Below are 18993 nucleotides of genomic sequence, written 5' to 3'. Positions count from 1 at the left end.
AGATCGGAGCACGATGACCCAGGCCGCACGCCGACGTATGCGCGCGATCCTCCGCACCGCCGTTCTCGGGGCGCTGACCGCGCTGATCGTCGCCTCCTGCTCCGACGGTCACCTGGACGTGCGGTCGGTGCCCGCGGCGGGCTGGTCGTCGTACGGCGGCAACAATGCGAACTCGAACTACAGCTTCGCACGACCGCCGGCCGACCTCGAACTGTCGTGGACCCGGCCCACCGGAGGCCCGGTGACCAGTCCGGTGACCCTCAACGGCGGCGGAGACGTCGTCGTCAGCGCACGGACGCCGGTCGGTTGCAACTTCCTGGTGCTCGACTCGCGGGCGGGACGGAAGAACTTCTGCAAGCGCATGGCCGACGGCTTCTGGGGCAACGCGGCCGTCGTGGACCAGTTCTCGCAGCCGTACATCGGAGAGCCGGGCCGGTTCCTGGCGCTCACCGGCGGCGGAGCGATCCGCTGGCGCAAGGACGTGGCCGGAGTACCGACGTCGGCCAAGTTCGTCGGCCCCGGCCACGTGCTGGTGACCACGTCGCTCGGCCAGGTGATGATCCTCAATTCACAGAACGGCGATCTCGCGATGCCGCAGGCCGAGCTCTGGTCGGCGCCCGCCGCCGACCCGTTGACCGGGCTGGGCGACTGCGTGAGCGGCGGGTCGGGATGCGCGATCTCCGCGCCCCCGGCCGTCGACTGGGCGCACCAGCGCCTCTTCCTCAACTTCTTCCCGCAGGGCGCGAAATCGTCGCAGGTGAAGGCGCTCTCGTACGCCCGCCAGGGCGACCACCAGGCGATCACCGACCAGTGGGCCACCGATCTTCCCGGCGGTGTCGTCGGCCCTCCCACCGTGTCGGCCGACGGCAAGACCGTCTACGCCTTCAGCAGGGACGGCCGGATCAACGCACTCGACGCGTCCAACGGCGCGGTGAAGTGGACCCACGACAACGGCGGATACGGGTTCGGCACCATGTCCGTCTCTCCCGACGGACTGATCATCCCGGCGGGCACCATCGGCGCCCCGCTGGTGATCTTGCGCGACGCCGGCGACAGGGCCGAAGAAGTCGTTCGCCGCGACGACCTCCAGACGACGGGACTGTCGAGCATGACCGCGGCGGGCACCGCGTGGACGGTGGTCCGCACCGGCGCCGACCAGAACCTCGAATTGATGGAGATCGACACCCGCTCGGGCGCTACCGAACGCACGCTGCCGATGCCGGACGCCAAGGGATTCGCGACGGGCGTCGCGGTCTCGCCGACCGGCCGCCTGGCGGTCGCCACCAATATCGGCGCAGTGTACTACTACAGCCCGAAGTCGCCGTCTTAGCGCCGGACACCCGGCTCGCACAGGAACGCGGTCCCCGACCGACCGATGCGCGTCATGATCAGCGCAAGAGGTCGGGAACCCTTGAGCTTCAGCCGCTTTCGCAGACGGTCGGGGTCCACGTCGAGCCCCCGGACCAGGATCTCCAGACTCCCGCAGTCGTGCGCCGCCAGTGCGCCCCGAAGGTTCTTCTCCGAGACCCCCAGCTGGTCGATCACCCGGAAACCGCGCTCCCCCGCGGGCACGCGGCCACCGGTCAGATAAGCGATCTGCGGGTCCAACTGCCGCAGCCCGTGTCGGTGGGCGTAGTTCCGCACCAGACCGGCGCGAACCACCGCGCCGTCCGGATCGATGATCCACTCGTCGACTCCCGGCGGATCGATGTCGTCGGGATCGGCACTGGTGATCTCGTAGTCTCGGCCGGCTGAGCGCAGGACGGTCGCTCGGCGGCGTGGCTGCGTCACTTCGCTCCACAGACATGCCTCGCGGACGCCGCCGTCGAGCGAGACGATCTGGACCTGCCCCTCGAAACCGAACCGATCGCGCAGCAGTCGGTAGTCGAGCCCCGGGGCGCATTTGACGACCAGCTCGCGTCCGGCGTACACCGCGAGCAACTCCAACAGCGGCGGATCGAGTTCGTCGAGCTTGAAGGTTCGGCCACGCGCATTCCTGCGCGCCGGGTCGGCGATCACCACGTCGGCGTTCGACACCGGCGCGAGGGCGTCGGCGCGCGCCAGCAGCCACGGCGAGCGCCGCTCGTCGCCCAGGGACATGTTGTGGTCGGCCATCGCCAACCGGACCGGATCGACGTCACTGCCGATCACACCGGCGATGCCGCTCGTCACCGACAGCGCCATCATCTCCGATCCGATGGAACAGGTCACGTCGTGCACGACGGCTCCGGGAAAGCGCGCCGCGATGTCGGCCGCCCGGTGCTCGGCCACGGCCGCCGTCGTGGCCTGCTGGACCGCGGTGTCGCTCGCCAGCAGCTGATCGGCGTGTGCCAACCGTCCGGCGGCCTTGCGGCGATTGAGGACGGTCTCGACGAGCGCCGGCGCGCGGTCGCCGTACCGGGAGCGCAGATCGGGCATCTCACGCAGCAGCGAATCAGGAGTCAGGGCCATCGCGGACGCGTTCTGGAGGGCCTTGTCGCCGTACCGGGAACGCAGGTAGTCGACGTCGTCGATGCTGAACTCGTAACCCACAGCGCAACCCTAGTCGGTGCGATAACCGGTATAACCGGCACCATGACATGGAGCGAGGAGTTCGTGACACGGTCCCGTATCCGGGAGCAGAATCCGGACCCCGACTGGCGAGCCGGCAGCCGACTCCCCTCACCGGTGATCCGGAGTCTGCAACGGTTCCAGGTGGGCGAGAGCGGCGACGGCGCTGCGCTGATCCGGCTTGCGGAAGCAACCGGCGATCCCGACTACGCCGCGGCGGTTCGGATGTTCGTCGCCGAGGAACAGAACCACGCGCGCATGCTGGCCGAATTGCTTCGGGCAGCCGGGGCGCCGACGATCGCCGGGCACTGGTCCGACCGCGTGTTCGTCGCGACGCGGCGCGCCCTCGGACTGCGGAGCGAACTGCTGGTACTGGCGACCGCCGAGCTCATCGCACTGGAATACTACGGCGCGCTCGCCGCATCGTCCGACCCTCTGCTGCGCGAGGTCTCGTCGCGGATCCTGGACGACGAACGCCACCACGTCCGCTTCCAGGAACGCCGGTTGCGCGAGGCGTTCGCGCCCGCACCGCGATGGGCGCGCAGGCCGGCGGGCGGCGCGTGGCAGACCTTCGCGACCGTCGTGATCGCGGTGGTGGCATTGGACCACGGGCCGGCGCTGCGCGCGATAGGCACCACGAGGCGGGATTTCTACACGCGCTGCCGTCGGCTGATGACCGACTTCCGGGTGGCGGTGTTCGACGGCGCCGGGCCGCCATAGCGATCACCGCCCGGCTCCGGCCCCTCGCGGAGGAGGTCGCCGATGCCGAGCGGTGCGTCGATCGTTTGCGGAGGGTGCCCTACTTCTCCGGCTTCACTCCGGTGATCAGAACGTTGTAGAAGAACTTCGGCGGAACCAACTTGCGGAGGACGTTCTCATCGAGCCAGGTCATGCGCTTCCAGCCGCCGAACGCGAAGCCCGCCCAGCCCCAGCCGAGCTTCTCGGGCGGCACCGCGGCCTCGAAAGTCCGGACCGGCCAGCCGAGCATGGCAGCGGCGAGTTCCTCCGCGGCCGACTCGACCTGGACCGCACCCGCGCTGGTCGCCAGTCGCTCCAGATCCTCGGGCGAGAAGGTGTGGATGTCGACGACGGCCTCCAGTGCCGCCGCGCGCGAGCTCTCGTCGAGTTCCTCCTGCGGCCGGCGCCACGACTTGAGCGGCCCGAACTTCGTGATATTGGTGGTGGCCCACCAGGTGGCGCGGCTCATCCACCGGGCGTAGAAGTCACCGTACGTCGAGGGCTCGCCGGCGAAGACGAAGCGGCCGCCGGGCTTGAGCACGCGCAGCACCTCCCGCAACGACTTCTCGACGTCGGGGATGTGATGCAGCACCGCGTGGCCCACGACCAGATCGAAGGTGTCGTCCTCGTACGGGATGCTCTCGGCGTCGGCGACCCGGCCGTCGACGTCCAGGCCGAGGTTCTCCGCGTTGCGCAGCGCCACCTTCACCATGCCCGGCGACAGATCGGTGACCGAGCCCTTCTCCGCCACACCCGACTGCATCAGGTTCAGCAGGAAGAAGCCGGTGCCGCAACCGAGTTCCATGGCCCGGCCGTACGGCAGCGGCGCATCGGGAAGGATCTTGTCGAGACGACCGCGGGCGTAGTCGATGCAGCGCTCGTCGAAGGAGATCGACCACTTCTCGTCGTACGTCTCGGCTTCCCAGTCGTGGTAGAGGACCTGCGCGAGCTTGGTGTCCTTCAGCGCGGCCTCCACCTGCTCGGCGGTGGCATGCGGATTGGGTGCCGGGTCCACTTGATCGGCGGCGTCGACGCCCGTGGGGGACGGATCGGCGGGGTTCTGGTCGTCGATGGCGGTCATTGTCGGGTGTTTCCCTACTTTCCGGTGAATTCGGCTTTGCCCGGGCCGTTGGCTACGAACGACTCCATGCCGATGGTGCGGTCCTGCGTCGCGAACAGAGCCGCGAAAGCCTGTTCTTCGATCTTGAGTCCGGTGGCCAGGTCCACTTCGACACCCGAGTCGACGGCGGTCTTCGCGGCGGCGAGGGCGGCCGACGCCGCTCCGGAGAACTGGCCCGCCCACTTCAGCGCTTCGTCGTACACGTCGTCGGGTGCCACCACCTGGTCGACGAGACCGATCCGCAGAGCTTCCTCGGCACCGACGAACCGACCGGTGAAGATCATGTCCTTGGCCCGCGAGGGGCCGATCAGCCGCGCGAGCCGCTGCGTGCCGCCGCCTCCGGGGATCACTCCGAGCAGCACCTCGGGCACGCCGAGCTTGGCGTTGTCGCCGACGATGCGCCGATCGGCGCCCAGCGCCACCTCGAGTCCGCCGCCCAGCGCGTAACCGGTGATCGCCGCGACCGTCGGCTTCGGGATGTCGGCGATCGCCCCCAGCGCCCGCTGCAGACGTCCGGCGACCTTCTGCATGTCCGAGAACGACATATCGTTCATCTCTTTGATGTCGGCGCCCGCCGCCAGCACCTTGGGCCCGCCGTAGATGACGACGGCCTTGACGTCGTCGCGCACGCTCGCCTCGTCGGCGGCCGCCGCGAGCTCATTCTGGACCTGACGGTTCAGCGCGTTCATCGGCGGACGGTTCAGCAGGATCGTCCCGACGCCCGGATGTTCCTCGGACGTCTCCAGCGTCACAAACTCAGCCATGAGGGCAGGCTACCGGTAAGTCAGGTCGTCGACCCAACCGGGCGGTAAGCATGTGACACCTGAACGCTCCCGAGAGGGATTAGTGTTGCCGCATGGGTGACGAAGCCGTCGTACTGCAGGTTCCCGGGCCCGACGGGTCGGTTCGCGACGTGCGGGTGAGCAGCCCCGACCGTGTCTATTTCGCCGATGCCGGACTCACGAAGCTCGACCTCGCGAGGTACTACCTGGCCGTCGCGGACGGCATCACCCGCGCTCTGTACGAACGGCCGTGCATGCTTCACCGCTTCCCTCGCGGGACGGCGGAGAAGAAGGTCCACCAGAAGAAGCTCCCAGCCGGTGCGCCCGACTGGGTGCAGACCGTCGACATCTTCTTCCCCCGGTACTCGCGTACCGTCCACGAACTGTGCGTGACCGAGCCCGCGGCGGTGCTCTGGGCCGTACAGATGGCGACTGTCGAGTTCCACCCCTGGAACTCGCGGCGCTCGCACGTCGAACAGCCCGACGAGTGGCGGATCGACCTCGATCCGATGCCCGGCGCGGACTTCGCCCGCGTCCGCCGGGTGGCGCACGTGGTCCACGAGATACTCGACGAACTCGGCATCCGCGGATTCCCGAAGACGTCCGGCGGGCACGGGCTGCACGTCTACGTTCGCATCGAACCCGAGTGGGGATTCGGCGACGTGCGCCGCGCCGCACACGCTTTCGGTGCCGAAGTGGTGCGACGGCTGCCCGGCGACGCCACGGTGACGTGGTGGCGCAAGGACCGCGATCCCGACGCCGTCTTCATCGACTTCAACCAGAACGCCAGGGATCACACGATGGCCGCCGCGTACTCGATCCGCGCGAACGCCCGCGCCACAGTCTCGGCGCCGCTGCGCTGGGACGAGATCGACGACGCCGAGCCGGACGACTTCACCGTCGCGACGATGCCCGCCCGCTACGCCGAACTCGGCGACCTTCACCGCGCGATCGACGACCGCGCATTCCGGCTCGACCCCCTGCTGGAGTGGGCCGACCGAGACGGACTCGCCGGCGAGTAGCACCCGCGCCGGATGCCGCGCCCCTCTCCGGCTACGACGCGGAGTCCCCGAGCCGTTCCATCCGGCCGTCGGCGAGCGAGGCGAGGTACTCGTCGGAGTCGGCGAAGCGGAGCCCCTGAAGTCCCGCCGGGTCGGCGATGGCCGGTTCCACCGGCGCGATGACGTGCTCGGCGGCCATCAGTTCGGCGACCGTCGCGTACCGGGCGACCTCTCGGAGCTGCGACCACGTGGGCGGGAGCAGAAAGTGCCGCCCCGCCTCCCAGTCGGCCAGCGCTCGCTCCGCGGTCTGCCACTCGGTGGCGGCCGCCTCCGAGGTCTCGCCGTCGGCGTTCTGCCCGGCGGGGAGTTCCGCGAGGAAGAAGCGGGTGTCGTAGCGGCGAACCTCGTTCTTGGGGGTGATCCAGTGCGACAGCGGCGCGAGCAGATCGGTGCGCAGCACCAGTGCGTGCTCGTTCAAGAACTGCGCGAACGAGATCTCCTTGTTCACCAGGCGGGCGCGTTCACCCGCCAGGCTCGCCGGGTCCGGATGGACGGCGTCGGACGACCCGGCAAGGAGCACCCCGCATTCCTCGAAGGTCTCGCGGACCGCGGCGCACACCAGCGCCCGCACGGTCTCGACGTCGGTGCCGAACTTCTCGCCCCACCAGTCCACGTCCGGGCCCGCCCACGCGATCTCCGCATCGCGGTCGCGATCGTCGACACCGCCGCCGGGGAACACCGTCATCCCGCCGGCGAACGCCATCTGCTTGACCCTGCGCTGGAGGAAGATCTCGATGCCGTCGGCGGAGTCTCGGACGAGGACGACCGTGGAGGCGTCCCGCAGCGGCACCGGGGCCGAACCTTCTTCAGCAAACATGCACGTTCCTTCGACTGAGCGATCATCTGCGACCGAACTTACGCTCGGTCGGCCGGATTCAATACTCGCATACCCAAGAAACGCCGCATCGATATTCGGCGGGCCGGTCGGGTCATTCCCCGCGACGGTGACCGCCCGCTCGGCGTGCGCGACGAGCGAAGTAACGGCCGTCGTCCCGGGTGAGCGCGATGTTCTGGCGGAAGGTCGCCGTGAGGTTCTCGGCCGTGAGCGCCTCGTCGAGCGGACCCTGTGCGGTCACGGCGCCCTCGGACAGCATCATGATGTTCGTGAAGCCCGGCGGAATCTCTTCGACGTGATGCGTGATCAGTACCAGCGCCGGGGAATCCGGATCGGATGCGAGCACACTCAGCCGGTCGACGAGTTCCTCGCGCCCGCCGAGATCGAGTCCAGCGGCCGGCTCGTCCAGAAGCAGCAGTTCCGGGTCGGTCATCAGACCTCGGGCGATCAGCACTCGCTTGCGTTCGCCCTCCGACAACGTGCCGAACGTGCGATCGGCGAGGTGTTCGGCGCCCATCGACTCCAGGATGTCCGCCGCCTGCGCCCGGTCCATCTCGTCGTACTGTTCGCGCCAGCGGCCCAGCACCGAATAGCCTGCCGAGATCACCAGGTCGGAGACGAGTTCGTCGCCCGGCACCCGGGCCGCCATCGCCGAACTCACCATGCCGATCCGGGTCGACAGCTCACGCACGTCGGTGCGGCCCAGCCGCTCGCCCACCACGAACGCCTCACCGCGGGTGGGGAAGTCCATGGCCGCGGCCATCCGGAGCAGCGACGTCTTCCCAGCGCCGTTGGGCCCGATGATCACCCATCGCTCGTCGAGCTCCACCTGCCAGTTCACCGGGCCGACGAGCGTCTTGCCGTCACGCACCAGGGAGACGTCGCGAAAATCGATGAGCAGGTCGGGGTCAGCAATCAGTTCGGTCACGTCTCCATGGTGCCGGATGCCTCACATCGCCGGTGCGGCGGAATACAAAGACGCCCCGCACCGCTGAACCATCAGTGACCGATTCCGTCGTTTCCGATCCCTCAGACGCTGTCTCCGATCCCTCAGACTCGCCGGCCGATTCCCGCGCCGCGCGGTCCCGCGTCCCGTTCTCCCTCCTCGACCTCGCTCAGGTGGGCCCCGGCGAGACCGTCGCCCAGTCCCTCGCGCACTCGCTCCGGATGGCGCAGTTCGCGGACCGGACCGGTTACCGGCGGATCTGGTACGCCGAGCACCACAACATGCCGGCCATCGCGTCCGCAGCGCCCGCGGTCCTCGTCGCGCACATGGCGGCCCACACCTCCCATATCCGTCTCGGCGCCGGCGGCGTGATGCTGCCCAACCACTCGCCGCTGGCGATCGCCGAGCAGTTCGGCACCCTCGCCGAGCTCCATCCCGGCCGCATCGATCTCGGCCTCGGGCGTGCGCCGGGCGGCGATCAGGCCACGTTCACCGCGCTCCGACGCACTCCCGCGGCCGCAGAGAACTTCCCGGGCGACGTCGTGGAACTCCAGCGCTACTTCGCGGGTTCCTCGGTCCACGGTGTGGTCGCGACCCCGGGCGCGGGCACCGGTGTCCCGCTCTACATCCTCGGATCATCACTGTTCGGCGCCCAGCTCGCCGCGGCCCTCGGTCTCCCCTACGCCTTCGCCTCGCATTTCGCGCCGCAGGCCCTGGAACGGGCAGTGGAACTCTACGTGCGCGACTTCCGGCCCGCACCGCTACCCGACGGCGGACAGACCGAGCCGTACGTGATTGCGGCCGCGACCGTCATCGCCGACGACGACGCCGACCGCGCCTACGAGCAGCTCCGATCGGCGAAACTGCAGCGGATCAAGTTCCTCTTCAACCGCGGACGTCACCTGAGTGACGCGGACGCCGCCGCTCTGCTCGACGGACCGCAGGGCGCTCAGGTCGACGAGATGCTTCGGCTCGCCGCGGTCGGCACACCCGACGACGTCCTGGGCCGACTCGATCGGTTCGCCGAGCGTATCGGCGCCGACGAATTGATCCTCGCCCCGCTGGCGGGCGATCGCGAGGTGTGGTTCGGCACCGTGGAGAAGTTGGCCCCGAGCGTCTGAGCGGTCCGGCTACGACCGCCGTGCGGCGGAGCCGAACAGCTCACGGCCGGGCGAGTTCAGCGATCACAGTCATCGACCCGGGCGCGATCTCGGTGAAACCGGCATCCTGCACGGGGACAGCGTCGCCGGCCGCGGCGGCGTCGACGAGACGGGCCCAGTGCTGCGGTCCCGGCAGGCGGACGTCCAGGGGACAGCCCTCCGCATACCAGTCCGCGGTCTGCATCTCCGACATCAAGCGGACTCCCAGCATCGACGCGTGACCGACCTGTGCCGCCGTCTTCCCCACCGTCATCTCGAGGCCCGGATTGACCCAGAGGATCAGGACGGCGGAACCGTCCACCGGTGCATCGTCGCCCGGTAGCGGGCCGTCGACCTCGGTGCCGCCGATCTGCAATTTCGCGATCCGCTTGTCGACGTCGCCGATGCGGCTCGGCACATACGCCCGAGCCTGCACGCCGCTCACGGTCGCGGTGACTCCCGGTACGCCTTGAGCCGCCTCCCATTGGGCACCCCGTGCGCGTCGGGCGATCTTGCGGATCCGGGCATCGCACCAGGCGTCCATCGGTGCGGCCCACTCCCCGTCCGCCGCGACACGAGGGTCCAGACAGAGCAGGACGACGGCTCGAGCCGCCGACACCAGCAGCGAATGGCGCTCGGGTGGGTCCTTCTTCTCGATGTGCAGGACCATCTGCATGGCCTGTACGTTCTGCGGGTCCTCGGGATCGTCGTAGGCACCCTGGTACGACACCAGGCGCCGGTACTGATCGGTGACGGAGACGCTCATCCGATCAGTCGATCGGCACGCGTCGCACCACGCCGTCGCGACTGTCAGCCGCCTCCACCTCGTCGCGGGTGACGCCGAGCATGAACAGCACGGCGTCGAGGTACGGATGGTCGAGGGTGGTGTCGGCGACCTCGCGGAGCGCGGGTTTGGCGTTGAATGCGATGCCCAGGCCGGCGGCGGTCAGCATGTCGATGTCGTTGGCACCGTCGCCGACCGCGACGGTCTGCTCCATCGGGACGCCCATCTGTTCGGCGAAGGCGGCCAGCGCGCGAGCCTTGCCCTCTCGGTCGACCACCTCTCCGATCACCCGACCGGTCAGCTTGCCGTCGACGATCTCCAGAGTGTTCGCGCGCACGAAGTCGAGTTCCAGCTCTCCGGCCAACGGCTCGATCACCTGGCGGAAGCCACCGGAGACCACACCGCAGTGGTACCCGAGGCGGTTCAGGGTGCGAATGGTGGTGCGCGCGCCCGGAGTCAGTTCCAGGGACGACGCGACCCGGTCGATGACCTCCGCGTCGAGGCCCTCAAGTGCCTTGACCCGCTCGTGCAGCGACTCGGCGAAGTCCAGTTCCCCGCGCATGGCGGCCTCGGTGACCGCCGCGACCTCGGCTTCGCGGCCGGCCTTGGCCGCGAGCATCTCGATGACCTCGCCCTGGATGAGCGTCGAGTCGACGTCGAAGACGATGACGCGCTTGGCACGCCGCGCCAGCCCGCCGCGTTCGACCGCGACGTCGATCGGGTACTTCGCCGACACCGCGCCGAGCCCCTCGCGGATGGCCGCGTCGGAGTCCTCGGTGTCGACGGCCTTGATCATCAGCTCCAGGCCGGTGAGCGGGTAGTCGGCCACTCCGCGGATGGAGTCGATGTTCGCGCCCTGACGATGCAGTTCGGCGGCCACGGCCTGGAAGGCCTCCGCGGAGATCGGGCGGCCGAGGACCACGACGGCATGAGTGGAGGCGGCCTGTTCTCTGCCGTGCGGATCGAGGTCGATGTCGACGTGCATGCCGCGGTCGGCCATCTGCGCGGACACCGCGTCCTGCAGGTCCTCCACATCGCCGTCGGCGGTCACCAGTACACCGAGGGTCAGATGGTTGTGAATCACGACCTGCTCCACGTCGAGCAGATCGACGCCCACCGACGACAACGCCCCCATCAGGGAGGAGGTGACGCCGGGATGGTCGGGTCCGCTGACGGTGATCAGAATGGTGCGCTTCGCATCGCTCGTTTCCACACCGCAATTATGGCCGCCACCGACGACTCGCTCCCAGGCAGGTCCACCAACGACGATCAGGCCCGTCCGAACGAACTCGGACGGGCCTGATCTGGTCGCTGTCGCGACGTCAGTGCTGGTTGCTGCTGCCCCAGCCGACATGGGCTTCGGCGCGCATGCGCTCGACCATGTGCGGGTAGTGCAGCTCGAACGCCGGGCGCTCCGAACGGATGCGCGGCAGCTCGGTGAAGTTGTGCCGCGGCGGCGGGCAGCTGGTGGCCCACTCGAGGCTGTTGCCGAAGCCCCACGGGTCGTCGACGGTCACGACCTCGCCGTAGCGGTAGCTCTTGAAGACGTTCCACACGAACGGCAGGGTCGACAGGCCGAGGATGAACGCGCCGACGGTCGAGACGATGTTCAGCGTGGTGAAACCGTCCGACGGCAGGTAGTCGGCGTAACGACGCGGCATGCCCTCGTTGCCCAGCCAGTGCTGGACCAGGAAGGTGACGTGGAAGCCGATGAAGGTCAGCCAGAAGTGCCACTTGCCCAGGGTCTCGTCGAGCATGCGACCGGTCATCTTCGGGAACCAGAAGTAGATTCCCGAGAAGGTCGCGAACACGATCGTGCCGAAGAGCACGTAGTGGAAGTGCGCCACCACGAAGTAGGTGTCGGAGATGTGGAAGTCCAGCGGCGGGCTGGCGAGCAGAACACCGGTCAGACCACCGAAGAGGAAGGTGACGATGAAGCCGATGGCGAACAGCATCGGTGTCTCGAAGGTGATTCGGCCCTTCCACATGGTGCCGATCCAGTTGAAGAACTTCACACCGGTCGGAACCGCGATCAGGAACGTCATGAACGAGAAGAACGGCAGCAGGACCGATCCGGTCACGTACATGTGGTGCGCCCAGACAGCGACGGACAGCGCCGCGATGGCCAGCGTCGCGTACACCAGGCCCGAGTAGCCGAACAGCGGCTTACGGGAGAACACCGGGAACACCTCGGACACGATGCCGAAGAACGGCAGGGCGATGACGTAGACCTCGGGGTGACCGAAGAACCAGAACAGGTGCTGCCACAGGATCACGCCGCCGTTGGCCGGGTCGTACAGATGCGCACCGAACTGCCGGTCCACCTCCAGACCCATCAGCGCCGCGGTGAGCAGCGGGAAGATCAGCAGGATCAGAACGCTCGTCACCAGGATGTTCCAGGTGAAGATCGGCATGCGGAACATGGTCATGCCGGGTGCGCGCAGACACACGACGGTGGTGATCATGTTGACCGCACCCAGGATGGTGCCCAGACCGGCGACACCCAGGCCCATGATCCACAGGTCGGCACCGACGCCCGGAGCGTGAACGGCGTCAGTCAGCGGGGTGTAAGCGGTCCAGCCGAAGTCGGCGGCGCCGCCCGGAGTGAGGAAGCCGCCCAGCGCGACCAGGTTGCCGAACAGGAACAGCCAGTAGCCGAGCGCGTTCAGGCGGGGGAAGGCGACGTCCGGCGAGCCGATCTGCAGAGGCAGGACGAAGTTCGCGAAACCGATCACGATCGGGGTCGCGTACATCAGAAGCATCACCGTGCCGTGCATGGTGAACAGCTGGTTGAACTGCTCGTTCGACAGGAACTGCAGCCCCGGATGCGCCAACTCGGCACGCATCAACAACGCCATGAGACCGCCGACCAGGAAGAACCCGATGCAGGTGGCGATGTACATCTGACCGATCAGCTTGTGGTCGGTCGTCGTGATGAGCTTGTAGAAGAACGAGCCCTTGGGCTGGACGCGGGCCGGATACGGCCGCTCCGCCTCCACCCGGGTCGTCGGTTGGTCTACCGCGGTCACAGATTCCTCCTCCTCGGCGCCGATTGCGGGCACCGGGCCTGACGGCCCAAAACTCTGCTGTCGTGCCAACTCTGGCGCTAGCGCTACGTACTGATCGTAAACCAGACCGGCGCACCGTTCCGACCGGGTCCTACGATCTGTCGTATTACCAAGATAGACCGCGTTCGTCGCCGCAGGTAGCCCCATTTCACGGCGAGCCGCCGATGCTAGCGTAGGCGGGTGTTCTCCATGCTTGCCCGCTCCCCGCGGCGCTGCGCCGGTGCCCTGGCGACGGCGGTCGCGCTGACCGTCGGCCTCGGCGCCTGTGCCGCCGACGACGACGTCCTGCGCACGCCCGACGGCTCGGTCATCTCCACGACGGTGACCCGGATCGCCGAGGTGAACATCGTGAATCCGGGCCGCGACTACGCCAAGACCTGTCTGGCTCCCACCGCACCCGACCCGGGCCGCGCAGACGTGGCCAGGATCGTCGTCACCGATCCCGCTCTCCTCGACGCGCTGTGCGCGCTCGGCATGGGCGCTCAAGTGACGGGTGTGACCGCGCCGGCCGGGTCGGTCCCGGCCTATCTGGGCCCGCAGCTGGCGTCGGTTCCGGCGCTCGGCGACGCACCGGCGAGCGCGGCCGTGCGCACCGCCGCCCCCCAGGTGGTCCTGACCTCGCCGGAGACGCGGCAGCGCCTCGACGCGTTGCGCGGTACCGGCGCGCTCGGCACGGCCCGAATCGTCACCGTTGATCCCGCCTCCGACTGGCAGGCGGCCTTCCGCGCGGTCGCGGCGGGCGTCAACCGGACCGGGGCGGCGAATGCTCGTCTCGACGAATTCACCACCGAGGCGCACCGCGTGGGACGCGTGATGGACGCACCCCACAGCGAGGTCTCGCTGGTCCGTTTCACTCCCGACGCGGAGATGATCGAGGGCACCGGTTCCTTCGGTGCGCAGATCATGGCGACCATCGGGGTCGCCCGGCCCGCCGCCCAGCGCACGCCCGAGGCGGTGCCCGCCACCGACGCCGACTTCACCGACGCCGACGCCGACCTCATCTATGTGAGCTACGAGGGGCCCGAGGGTCTGGAGCGCGGCAAGCGCGTCCTCCTCAGCGATCGTTGGCTCGACATGGGCGCGCCCACCTGGAACCGAGTCCTCTCCGTCGACGACACCGTCTGGTACGGCACGTCCGGACTGGCAGCGGCGTGGCTGGTGCTCAACGACGTGAAGGTCTCCCTCAACAGCAGTTCCGCGGGCTGATTCCGCCGGTCCGGGCCTCGCGGCGCTCCCGACATCGCCGATGTCGTACCGCTGAGCTACAACTGGTGCCATGACAGCGATCGCCGTGGCCGAGCAGCACAGCCGGGCACCGCTGCGCATCCGCTGGGTTCCCGGGCTCGGGATGGCCGTGTGGCCCGATGCGCCGACCGAGCCGGGCACCGTCTTCGGCGACGCGGTCGAGGTCCCCGCGGCGCTCACCGATCTCGTGTCACGCAAGCGGCTGCGGCACACAGTGGAGATCGCCGGCCCCGACGGCACGCGCCGGTTCCTTCCGGCATGCGGACTCGGCATGGCGTCGGCTGTCGAGTTCCTCGATCGCTGCGCACATCTCCGCGTCGGCGGCGACATCGCGTACTACCGTCACCTCCTCGCCTGCGTACGCCGCTACATCGCGTCAGGCGCCGTCGCGCCGAGCACCTGTCTGGTCGGCGGGGTGTACGAGGTGCGCTGGATCCCGGTACCCGGGGCCGCGTGGCACAGCTGGCTGTCGATCGCACAGGACTCGGCGCCGCCCGCGCTGGCCACCCGGGGAGCTGTCACCGACTTCGTCGCCGAGGCCGTCGACCACGAGTGCCGCCGGCTCCTCGCGGCAGCGGAGGTGACGTCGCCGATACCGCTCATCGCCGGTCTGGCGCAACGAGCGCCCACCGATCTCGGTGCCGAGATCGGACCGCGCAGCGCACAGGCCTGGCACGACTGGGTCGGCACCGCCGGTCCGGGACGCCCCGCACTGGTGATGCGCCTTCACGTGCCTCCGGACGAGCCCGACGAACCGCCGATGGCGCCGGAGCAGGTGCGCTGGCGCCTCGAGGTCTGCGTCCGCAGTCCGAGCGGTGAACTCGTCCCGGTGGTCCCGCACCGCCTCGATGCGCACGAACTCGATGCCGTCACCACCGAGCTCGCGACAGCGGTCGGCGCGTTCGGCGAGCTGAGCCGCGCCGAAGCCGATCCGCACAGCCTCGACTATCTGCTCACGACCGCGGTGGTCGACGAACTCCTCGCCCGCGGTGCCGCGGACCTCCAGGCGGCGGGCGTGAACGTCCTTCTGCCGTCGTCGATCGCGGCCGTCACCCCCTCGCTGTCGATCCGTTCACAACAGACTCCCGGCGGCGGAGCCCGGCCCGGATTCGTCGGCCTCGACGAGATCTCGGATTTCGAGTGGCGGCTCGCTCTCGGCGACGCCCCGGGCTCCCGAGAGCTGTCATCGTCCGACATCGAGGAACTCGCTCAGCAGAGCGGCGATCTCGTCCGGCTCCGCGGCACGTGGCTCCGCGCCGAAGGCGCCGCACTGGGCCGCGCCGCGGCCTTCGTCGCGGCCCAACGTGCGCTGGCGCCCGGCGACCAGGCGCCCACGATGGCCGATCTCCTCGCTCTGGTGACCGAGCGCGACGACACCCTTCCGGTTCCGGTCAGGACGGTCTCCGGCCTCGGTTGGCTCGACGACATCGCCGCGGGCGGGACCATCGTGCCGCCGTCGATGCCCCCGCCGTCGCGCCTACGCGCCGAGCTTCGTCCCTACCAGCAGCGCGGACTGGAGTGGCTGACCGCGTTGGGCGCCATCGGGGCAGGCGGCGTCCTCGCTGACGACATGGGTCTGGGCAAGACCGTGCAGGTGATCGCGCTGCTCACCGCCGGCCGCGAGCGCGACCCGGAATCGGATCCGGCTCTGGTGGTGTGCCCGATGTCGGTCATCGGCAATTGGCAACGGGAGTTGTCGTCGTTCGCGCCGCATCTGCGGGTGGTGGTCCATCACGGCACCGGCCGATCGACGGAGCGGATCGCCGAGAACCGCGCCGACGTGGTGCTCACCACGTTCGCGACTCTCGCGCGCGACCGTGATTCACTGGCGGCGTTGACATGGAAGGAACTCGTCGTCGACGAGGCTCAGCACGTCAAGAACGTGCACACCGCGGCAGCGAAGGCGCTGCGCGCCGTCTCGGCCGCCCAGCGAGTCGCGTTGACCGGGACCCCGGTCGAGAATCGGCTGGAGGACCTGCGGGCCGTGATCGATCTGGTGAATCCCGGCATGCTCGGCACCGCCTCGAAGTTCCGGGCCCGGTTCGCCGAACCCATCGAGCGCGACCGGGACGCGCGAGCCGTCGCCCGGCTGTCGGCCGTGACCAAGCCGTTCATTCTGCGCAGGGAGAAGACCGATCCGACCATCGCTCCCGATCTCCCGGAGAAGACCGAACTGATGGTCCGCACCAACCTGTCCAGTGAGCAGGCAGGCCTGTATCAAGCCGTTCTGAACGAATTGCATGAGGCACTCGCCGATACCCAGCAGAGCGGCCCGCGCCGTCGGACGGTCCTCGCTGCCCTGACCCGGCTCAAGCAGATCTGCAATCACCCGGCGCACTACCTCGACGACGGCTCGGCCATGCTGCGGCGGGGCCGCCATCGATCCGGCAAGGTCGAACTCCTCGTCGACGTCCTGACCACGCTGATCGCCGAGGGCGACCGCGCGCTGGTCTTCACCCAGTTCGCTGCGTTCGCCGACTTGCTCTCGACCTGGCTCGAACCGGTCCTCGGCGCCGCAGTGCCGGTCCTGCACGGTGGTGTCACCCGCAACGGGCGTGACGAGATGGTCGAGCGGTTCGCCGCCGAGGACGGTCCGCCGGTGCTTCTCGCCACACTGAAGGCCGGCGGAACGGGCCTGAACATGGTGGCGGCGAATCATGTCATCCACGCCGATCGATGGTGGAATCCGGCGGTGGAGGATCAAGCCACCGACCGTGCCTACCGGATCGGGCAGACGCGCAATGTGCAGGTCCGCAAGTTCGTGTGCGTCGGAACGCTGGAGGAACGGATCGATGAGATGGTCGCGGCGAAGCGGGAACTGTCGCGCCTGACGGTCAGCACCGGCGAGTCGTGGCTCACCGAGCTCGACGACGACACCCTGATGGATCTGCTGGCTCTGCGCGAGGAGGCTGTCGCCGAATGAGATCGGAGCGTCCATGAGTCCCGGCAGACGGCGGACGAAGGCCGCAGTCCGCGGCTACGGCATCACCGGCTGGTCGCGCGCCTTCGTCGGCGTGGTGGAGTCGGGTGCCGATCACCGCCGCATCACCGGCGCCCGTCGATACTTCCGAGAGCGGCACGTCGAAGGTCTTCGGATCGGGCACGGTGTGGTGACGGCTTCGGTGCGCGGCAGCCAACTCGACCCCTTCGACGTCCGGCTCGAGATGCGCACCGTCGACCCGGACACCGTCGTGGAACTGCTGCGCCGAACGGGCAGCACCGACGACCTGCTCGACCTCGCCCGCGGTGAGCAACCGACCGGACTCGGCGAATTGATCGCACCCACCGAGCCGGCCGACGTGACGTCCGACTGCAGTTGTCCCGACGACGCTCCCCGATGCACCCATGTCCTGGCGGTGTCGTTCGAGGTGGCGGCGGAGATCGACCGGCGTCCCACCACGCTGCTGACAGTGATGGGCACCGACCTGCCCGAACTGCTGGCGGTGGTGCAGGACGGCGACCGACACGCGGCGGTGGGCGACGACGATCCGCTCGTCGCCGACGACCCCTACGGGGACCACCGTCTGCCGCCCGCTCCCCCGTCGTTTCCCGCCGTCGACCCGCTCTCCGACCTCGACCCGACGGCCCTGCGGCAGGCGCTGCGCGCCACCGGGGTGCCGCTGACCGAGGTCGGCGAGGCCCTCGACGACCTCACGACGTACTACGACGTGCTGACCGGCCGGCGCTGACGGGCGCCGGACCGGCCGCAAGAGGTCAGAAGTCCCAGTCCTCGTCTTCGGTGTTGACAGCCTTGCCGATCACGTACGAGCTGCCCGATCCCGAGAAGAAGTCGTGGTTCTCGTCGGCGTTCGGCGACAGCGCCGACAGAATCGCCGGGTTCACGTCCGTCTCGTCCTTCGGGAACATCGCCTCGTAGCCGAGATTCATGAGGGCCTTGTTGGCGTTGTACCGAAGGAACTTCTTGACGTCCTCGCTCAGCCCGACCTCGTCGTAGAGCGCCTCGGTGTAGTCGGTCTCGTTGTCGTAGAGCTCGAACAGCAGCTCGAAGGTGTAGTCCTTGAGCTCCTGACGACGCTCCGGCGTCTCCACTTCCAGAGAGCGCTGGTACTTGTAGCCGATGTAGTAGCCGTGGACGGCCTCGTCGCGGATGATCAGCCGGATCATGTCGGCAGTGTTCGTGAGCTTGGCGCGCGAAGACCAGTACATCGGCAGGTAGAAGCCGGAGTAGAACAGGAACGACTCGAGCAGAGTCGAAGCCACCTTGCGCTTGAGGGGATCGTCGCCACGGTAGTAATCCATGACGATCTGCGCCTTGCGCTGGAGATACTCGTTCTCCTCCGACCAGCGGAAGGCCTCGTCGATCTCCTTGGTGGAGCACAGCGTCGAGAAGATCGCGCTGTAGCTCTTGGCGTGCACCGACTCCATGAAGGCGATGTTGGTCATCACCGCTTCCTCATGCGGGGTCAGCGCATCGGGGATGAGCGCGATGGCGCCGACGGTTCCCTGGATGGTGTCGAGCAGGGTGAGCCCGGTGAAGACGCGCATGGTGAGCGTCTTCTCGTAGTCGGTCAGCGTTCCCCACGACTGGATGTCGTTGGACACCGGCACCTTCTCCGGCAGCCAGAAGTTGCCGGTCAGTCGGTCCCAGACCTCGGCGTCCTTGTCGTCCTGGACTCGGTTCCAGTTGATGGCCGAGACCCGGTTCACCAGCTTGACCGGTGCGCCCTCGGCAGGACTAGTCGATGTCATCGTCATTCCTCATTC

Annotated in this window: 16 protein-coding genes; 7 read left to right on the top strand and 9 right to left on the bottom strand. The window is 68.6% G+C overall.

What is annotated here, in order from left to right; genetic code table 11:
• Positions 1 to 13 precede the first annotated feature (13 nt).
• Positions 14 to 1330, top strand: a complete 1317-nt coding sequence (locus ACE11G_RS05290; RefSeq protein ID WP_375003900.1) for a PQQ-binding-like beta-propeller repeat protein — start codon at positions 14 to 16, stop codon at positions 1328 to 1330.
• Here ACE11G_RS05290 and ACE11G_RS05285 read toward each other — a convergent pair.
• Positions 1327 to 2532, bottom strand: a complete 1206-nt coding sequence (locus ACE11G_RS05285) for a class I SAM-dependent methyltransferase (protein ID WP_375003899.1) — start codon at positions 2530 to 2532, stop codon at positions 1327 to 1329. The genes ACE11G_RS05290 and ACE11G_RS05285 overlap by 4 nt on opposite strands.
• Positions 2533 to 2595: 63 nt before the next feature.
• On the opposite strand from ACE11G_RS05285, the gene ACE11G_RS05280 reads away from it, so the two are divergent.
• The gene (locus ACE11G_RS05280; RefSeq protein WP_052692370.1) at positions 2596 to 3270 is read left to right on the top strand and encodes a ferritin-like domain-containing protein; all 675 of its coding nucleotides are present in this window, start codon (positions 2596 to 2598) and stop codon (positions 3268 to 3270) included.
• Positions 3271 to 3349: 79 nt separating this feature from the next.
• Here ACE11G_RS05280 and ACE11G_RS05275 read toward each other — a convergent pair whose 3' ends face one another.
• Together ACE11G_RS05275 and ACE11G_RS05270 are read right to left on the bottom strand one after the other, a co-directional pair.
• On the bottom strand, positions 3350 to 4369 hold the full coding sequence (locus tag ACE11G_RS05275; RefSeq protein ID WP_006895883.1) for a class I SAM-dependent methyltransferase: 1020 nt from the start codon (positions 4367 to 4369) through the stop codon (positions 3350 to 3352).
• A gap of 14 nt (positions 4370 to 4383) precedes the next feature.
• Positions 4384 to 5172 carry an enoyl-CoA hydratase/isomerase family protein gene (locus ACE11G_RS05270; protein WP_375003898.1) on the bottom strand — a complete coding sequence of 263 codons (789 nt, stop codon included), beginning with the start codon at positions 5170 to 5172 and terminating at the stop codon, positions 4384 to 4386.
• A 92-nt stretch (positions 5173 to 5264) separates the two neighbouring features.
• Here ACE11G_RS05270 and ligD point away from each other — a divergent pair, with 92 nt between their 5' ends.
• The gene (gene ligD, locus ACE11G_RS05265; RefSeq protein WP_006895881.1) at positions 5265 to 6212 is read left to right on the top strand and encodes a non-homologous end-joining DNA ligase; all 948 of its coding nucleotides are present in this window, start codon (positions 5265 to 5267) and stop codon (positions 6210 to 6212) included.
• A gap of 31 nt (positions 6213 to 6243) precedes the next feature.
• Here the strand turns inward: ligD and ACE11G_RS05260 are convergent, their stop codons facing one another.
• Positions 6244 to 7068 carry an NUDIX hydrolase gene (locus ACE11G_RS05260; RefSeq protein WP_278124442.1) on the bottom strand — a complete coding sequence of 275 codons (825 nt, stop codon included), beginning with the start codon at positions 7066 to 7068 and terminating at the stop codon, positions 6244 to 6246.
• 112 nt (positions 7069 to 7180) lie between these two features.
• Entirely contained in the window at positions 7181 to 8014 is an 834-nt protein-coding gene (locus tag ACE11G_RS05255) for an ABC transporter ATP-binding protein (protein ID WP_006895879.1), read from the bottom strand.
• Positions 8015 to 8088: 74 nt separating this feature from the next.
• Here ACE11G_RS05255 and ACE11G_RS05250 point away from each other — a divergent pair, with 74 nt between their 5' ends.
• The gene (locus ACE11G_RS05250; RefSeq protein WP_278124444.1) at positions 8089 to 9153 is read left to right on the top strand and encodes an LLM class flavin-dependent oxidoreductase; all 1065 of its coding nucleotides are present in this window, start codon (positions 8089 to 8091) and stop codon (positions 9151 to 9153) included.
• Positions 9154 to 9193: 40 nt separating this feature from the next.
• Here ACE11G_RS05250 and ACE11G_RS05245 read toward each other — a convergent pair whose 3' ends face one another.
• From ACE11G_RS05245 to ctaD, 3 genes are all read right to left on the bottom strand, one after another.
• A complete protein-coding gene (locus tag ACE11G_RS05245; RefSeq protein WP_278124446.1) occupies positions 9194 to 9937 on the bottom strand; it encodes a peptidyl-tRNA hydrolase in 744 nt (247 codons plus the stop codon).
• 4 nt (positions 9938 to 9941) lie between these two features.
• A complete protein-coding gene (serB, locus tag ACE11G_RS05240; RefSeq protein ID WP_006895876.1) occupies positions 9942 to 11168 on the bottom strand; it encodes a phosphoserine phosphatase SerB in 1227 nt (408 codons plus the stop codon).
• Positions 11169 to 11277: 109 nt separating this feature from the next.
• On the bottom strand, positions 11278 to 12984 hold the full coding sequence (gene ctaD / locus ACE11G_RS05235) for a cytochrome c oxidase subunit I (protein ID WP_006895875.1): 1707 nt from the start codon (positions 12982 to 12984) through the stop codon (positions 11278 to 11280).
• A gap of 228 nt (positions 12985 to 13212) precedes the next feature.
• Between ctaD and ACE11G_RS05230 the strand changes: the two genes are divergently transcribed.
• The 3 genes from ACE11G_RS05230 to ACE11G_RS05220 all read left to right on the top strand — a co-directional run bounded on the left by ACE11G_RS05230 (position 13213) and on the right by ACE11G_RS05220 (position 17957).
• Positions 13213 to 14229 (top strand): ABC transporter substrate-binding protein, encoded by a 1017-nt coding sequence (locus ACE11G_RS05230; protein ID WP_375004097.1) that lies wholly within the window; start codon positions 13213 to 13215, stop codon positions 14227 to 14229.
• Positions 14230 to 14299: 70 nt separating this feature from the next.
• Complete coding sequence (locus ACE11G_RS05225; protein WP_006895873.1) at positions 14300 to 17191, top strand: DEAD/DEAH box helicase; 2892 nt, start codon at positions 14300 to 14302, stop codon at positions 17189 to 17191.
• Positions 17192 to 17204: 13 nt separating this feature from the next.
• Entirely contained in the window at positions 17205 to 17957 is a 753-nt protein-coding gene (locus tag ACE11G_RS05220; protein ID WP_375003897.1) for an SWIM zinc finger family protein, read from the top strand.
• 25 nt (positions 17958 to 17982) lie between these two features.
• On the opposite strand, the gene nrdF is transcribed toward ACE11G_RS05220, so the two are convergent.
• Positions 17983 to 18978, bottom strand: a complete 996-nt coding sequence (gene nrdF, locus ACE11G_RS05215; protein WP_039867217.1) for a class 1b ribonucleoside-diphosphate reductase subunit beta — start codon at positions 18976 to 18978, stop codon at positions 17983 to 17985.
• Positions 18979 to 18993: the final 15 nt, after the last annotated feature.

Origin of the sequence: Gordonia sp. PS3 (assembly GCF_041950545.1) — a bacterium.
Taxonomy (GTDB): Bacteria; Actinomycetota; Actinomycetes; order Mycobacteriales; family Mycobacteriaceae; genus Gordonia; species Gordonia sihwensis.
Note: the sequence above shows the minus strand (reverse complement) of the source record. Positions and strands in the feature narration are given on the sequence as shown.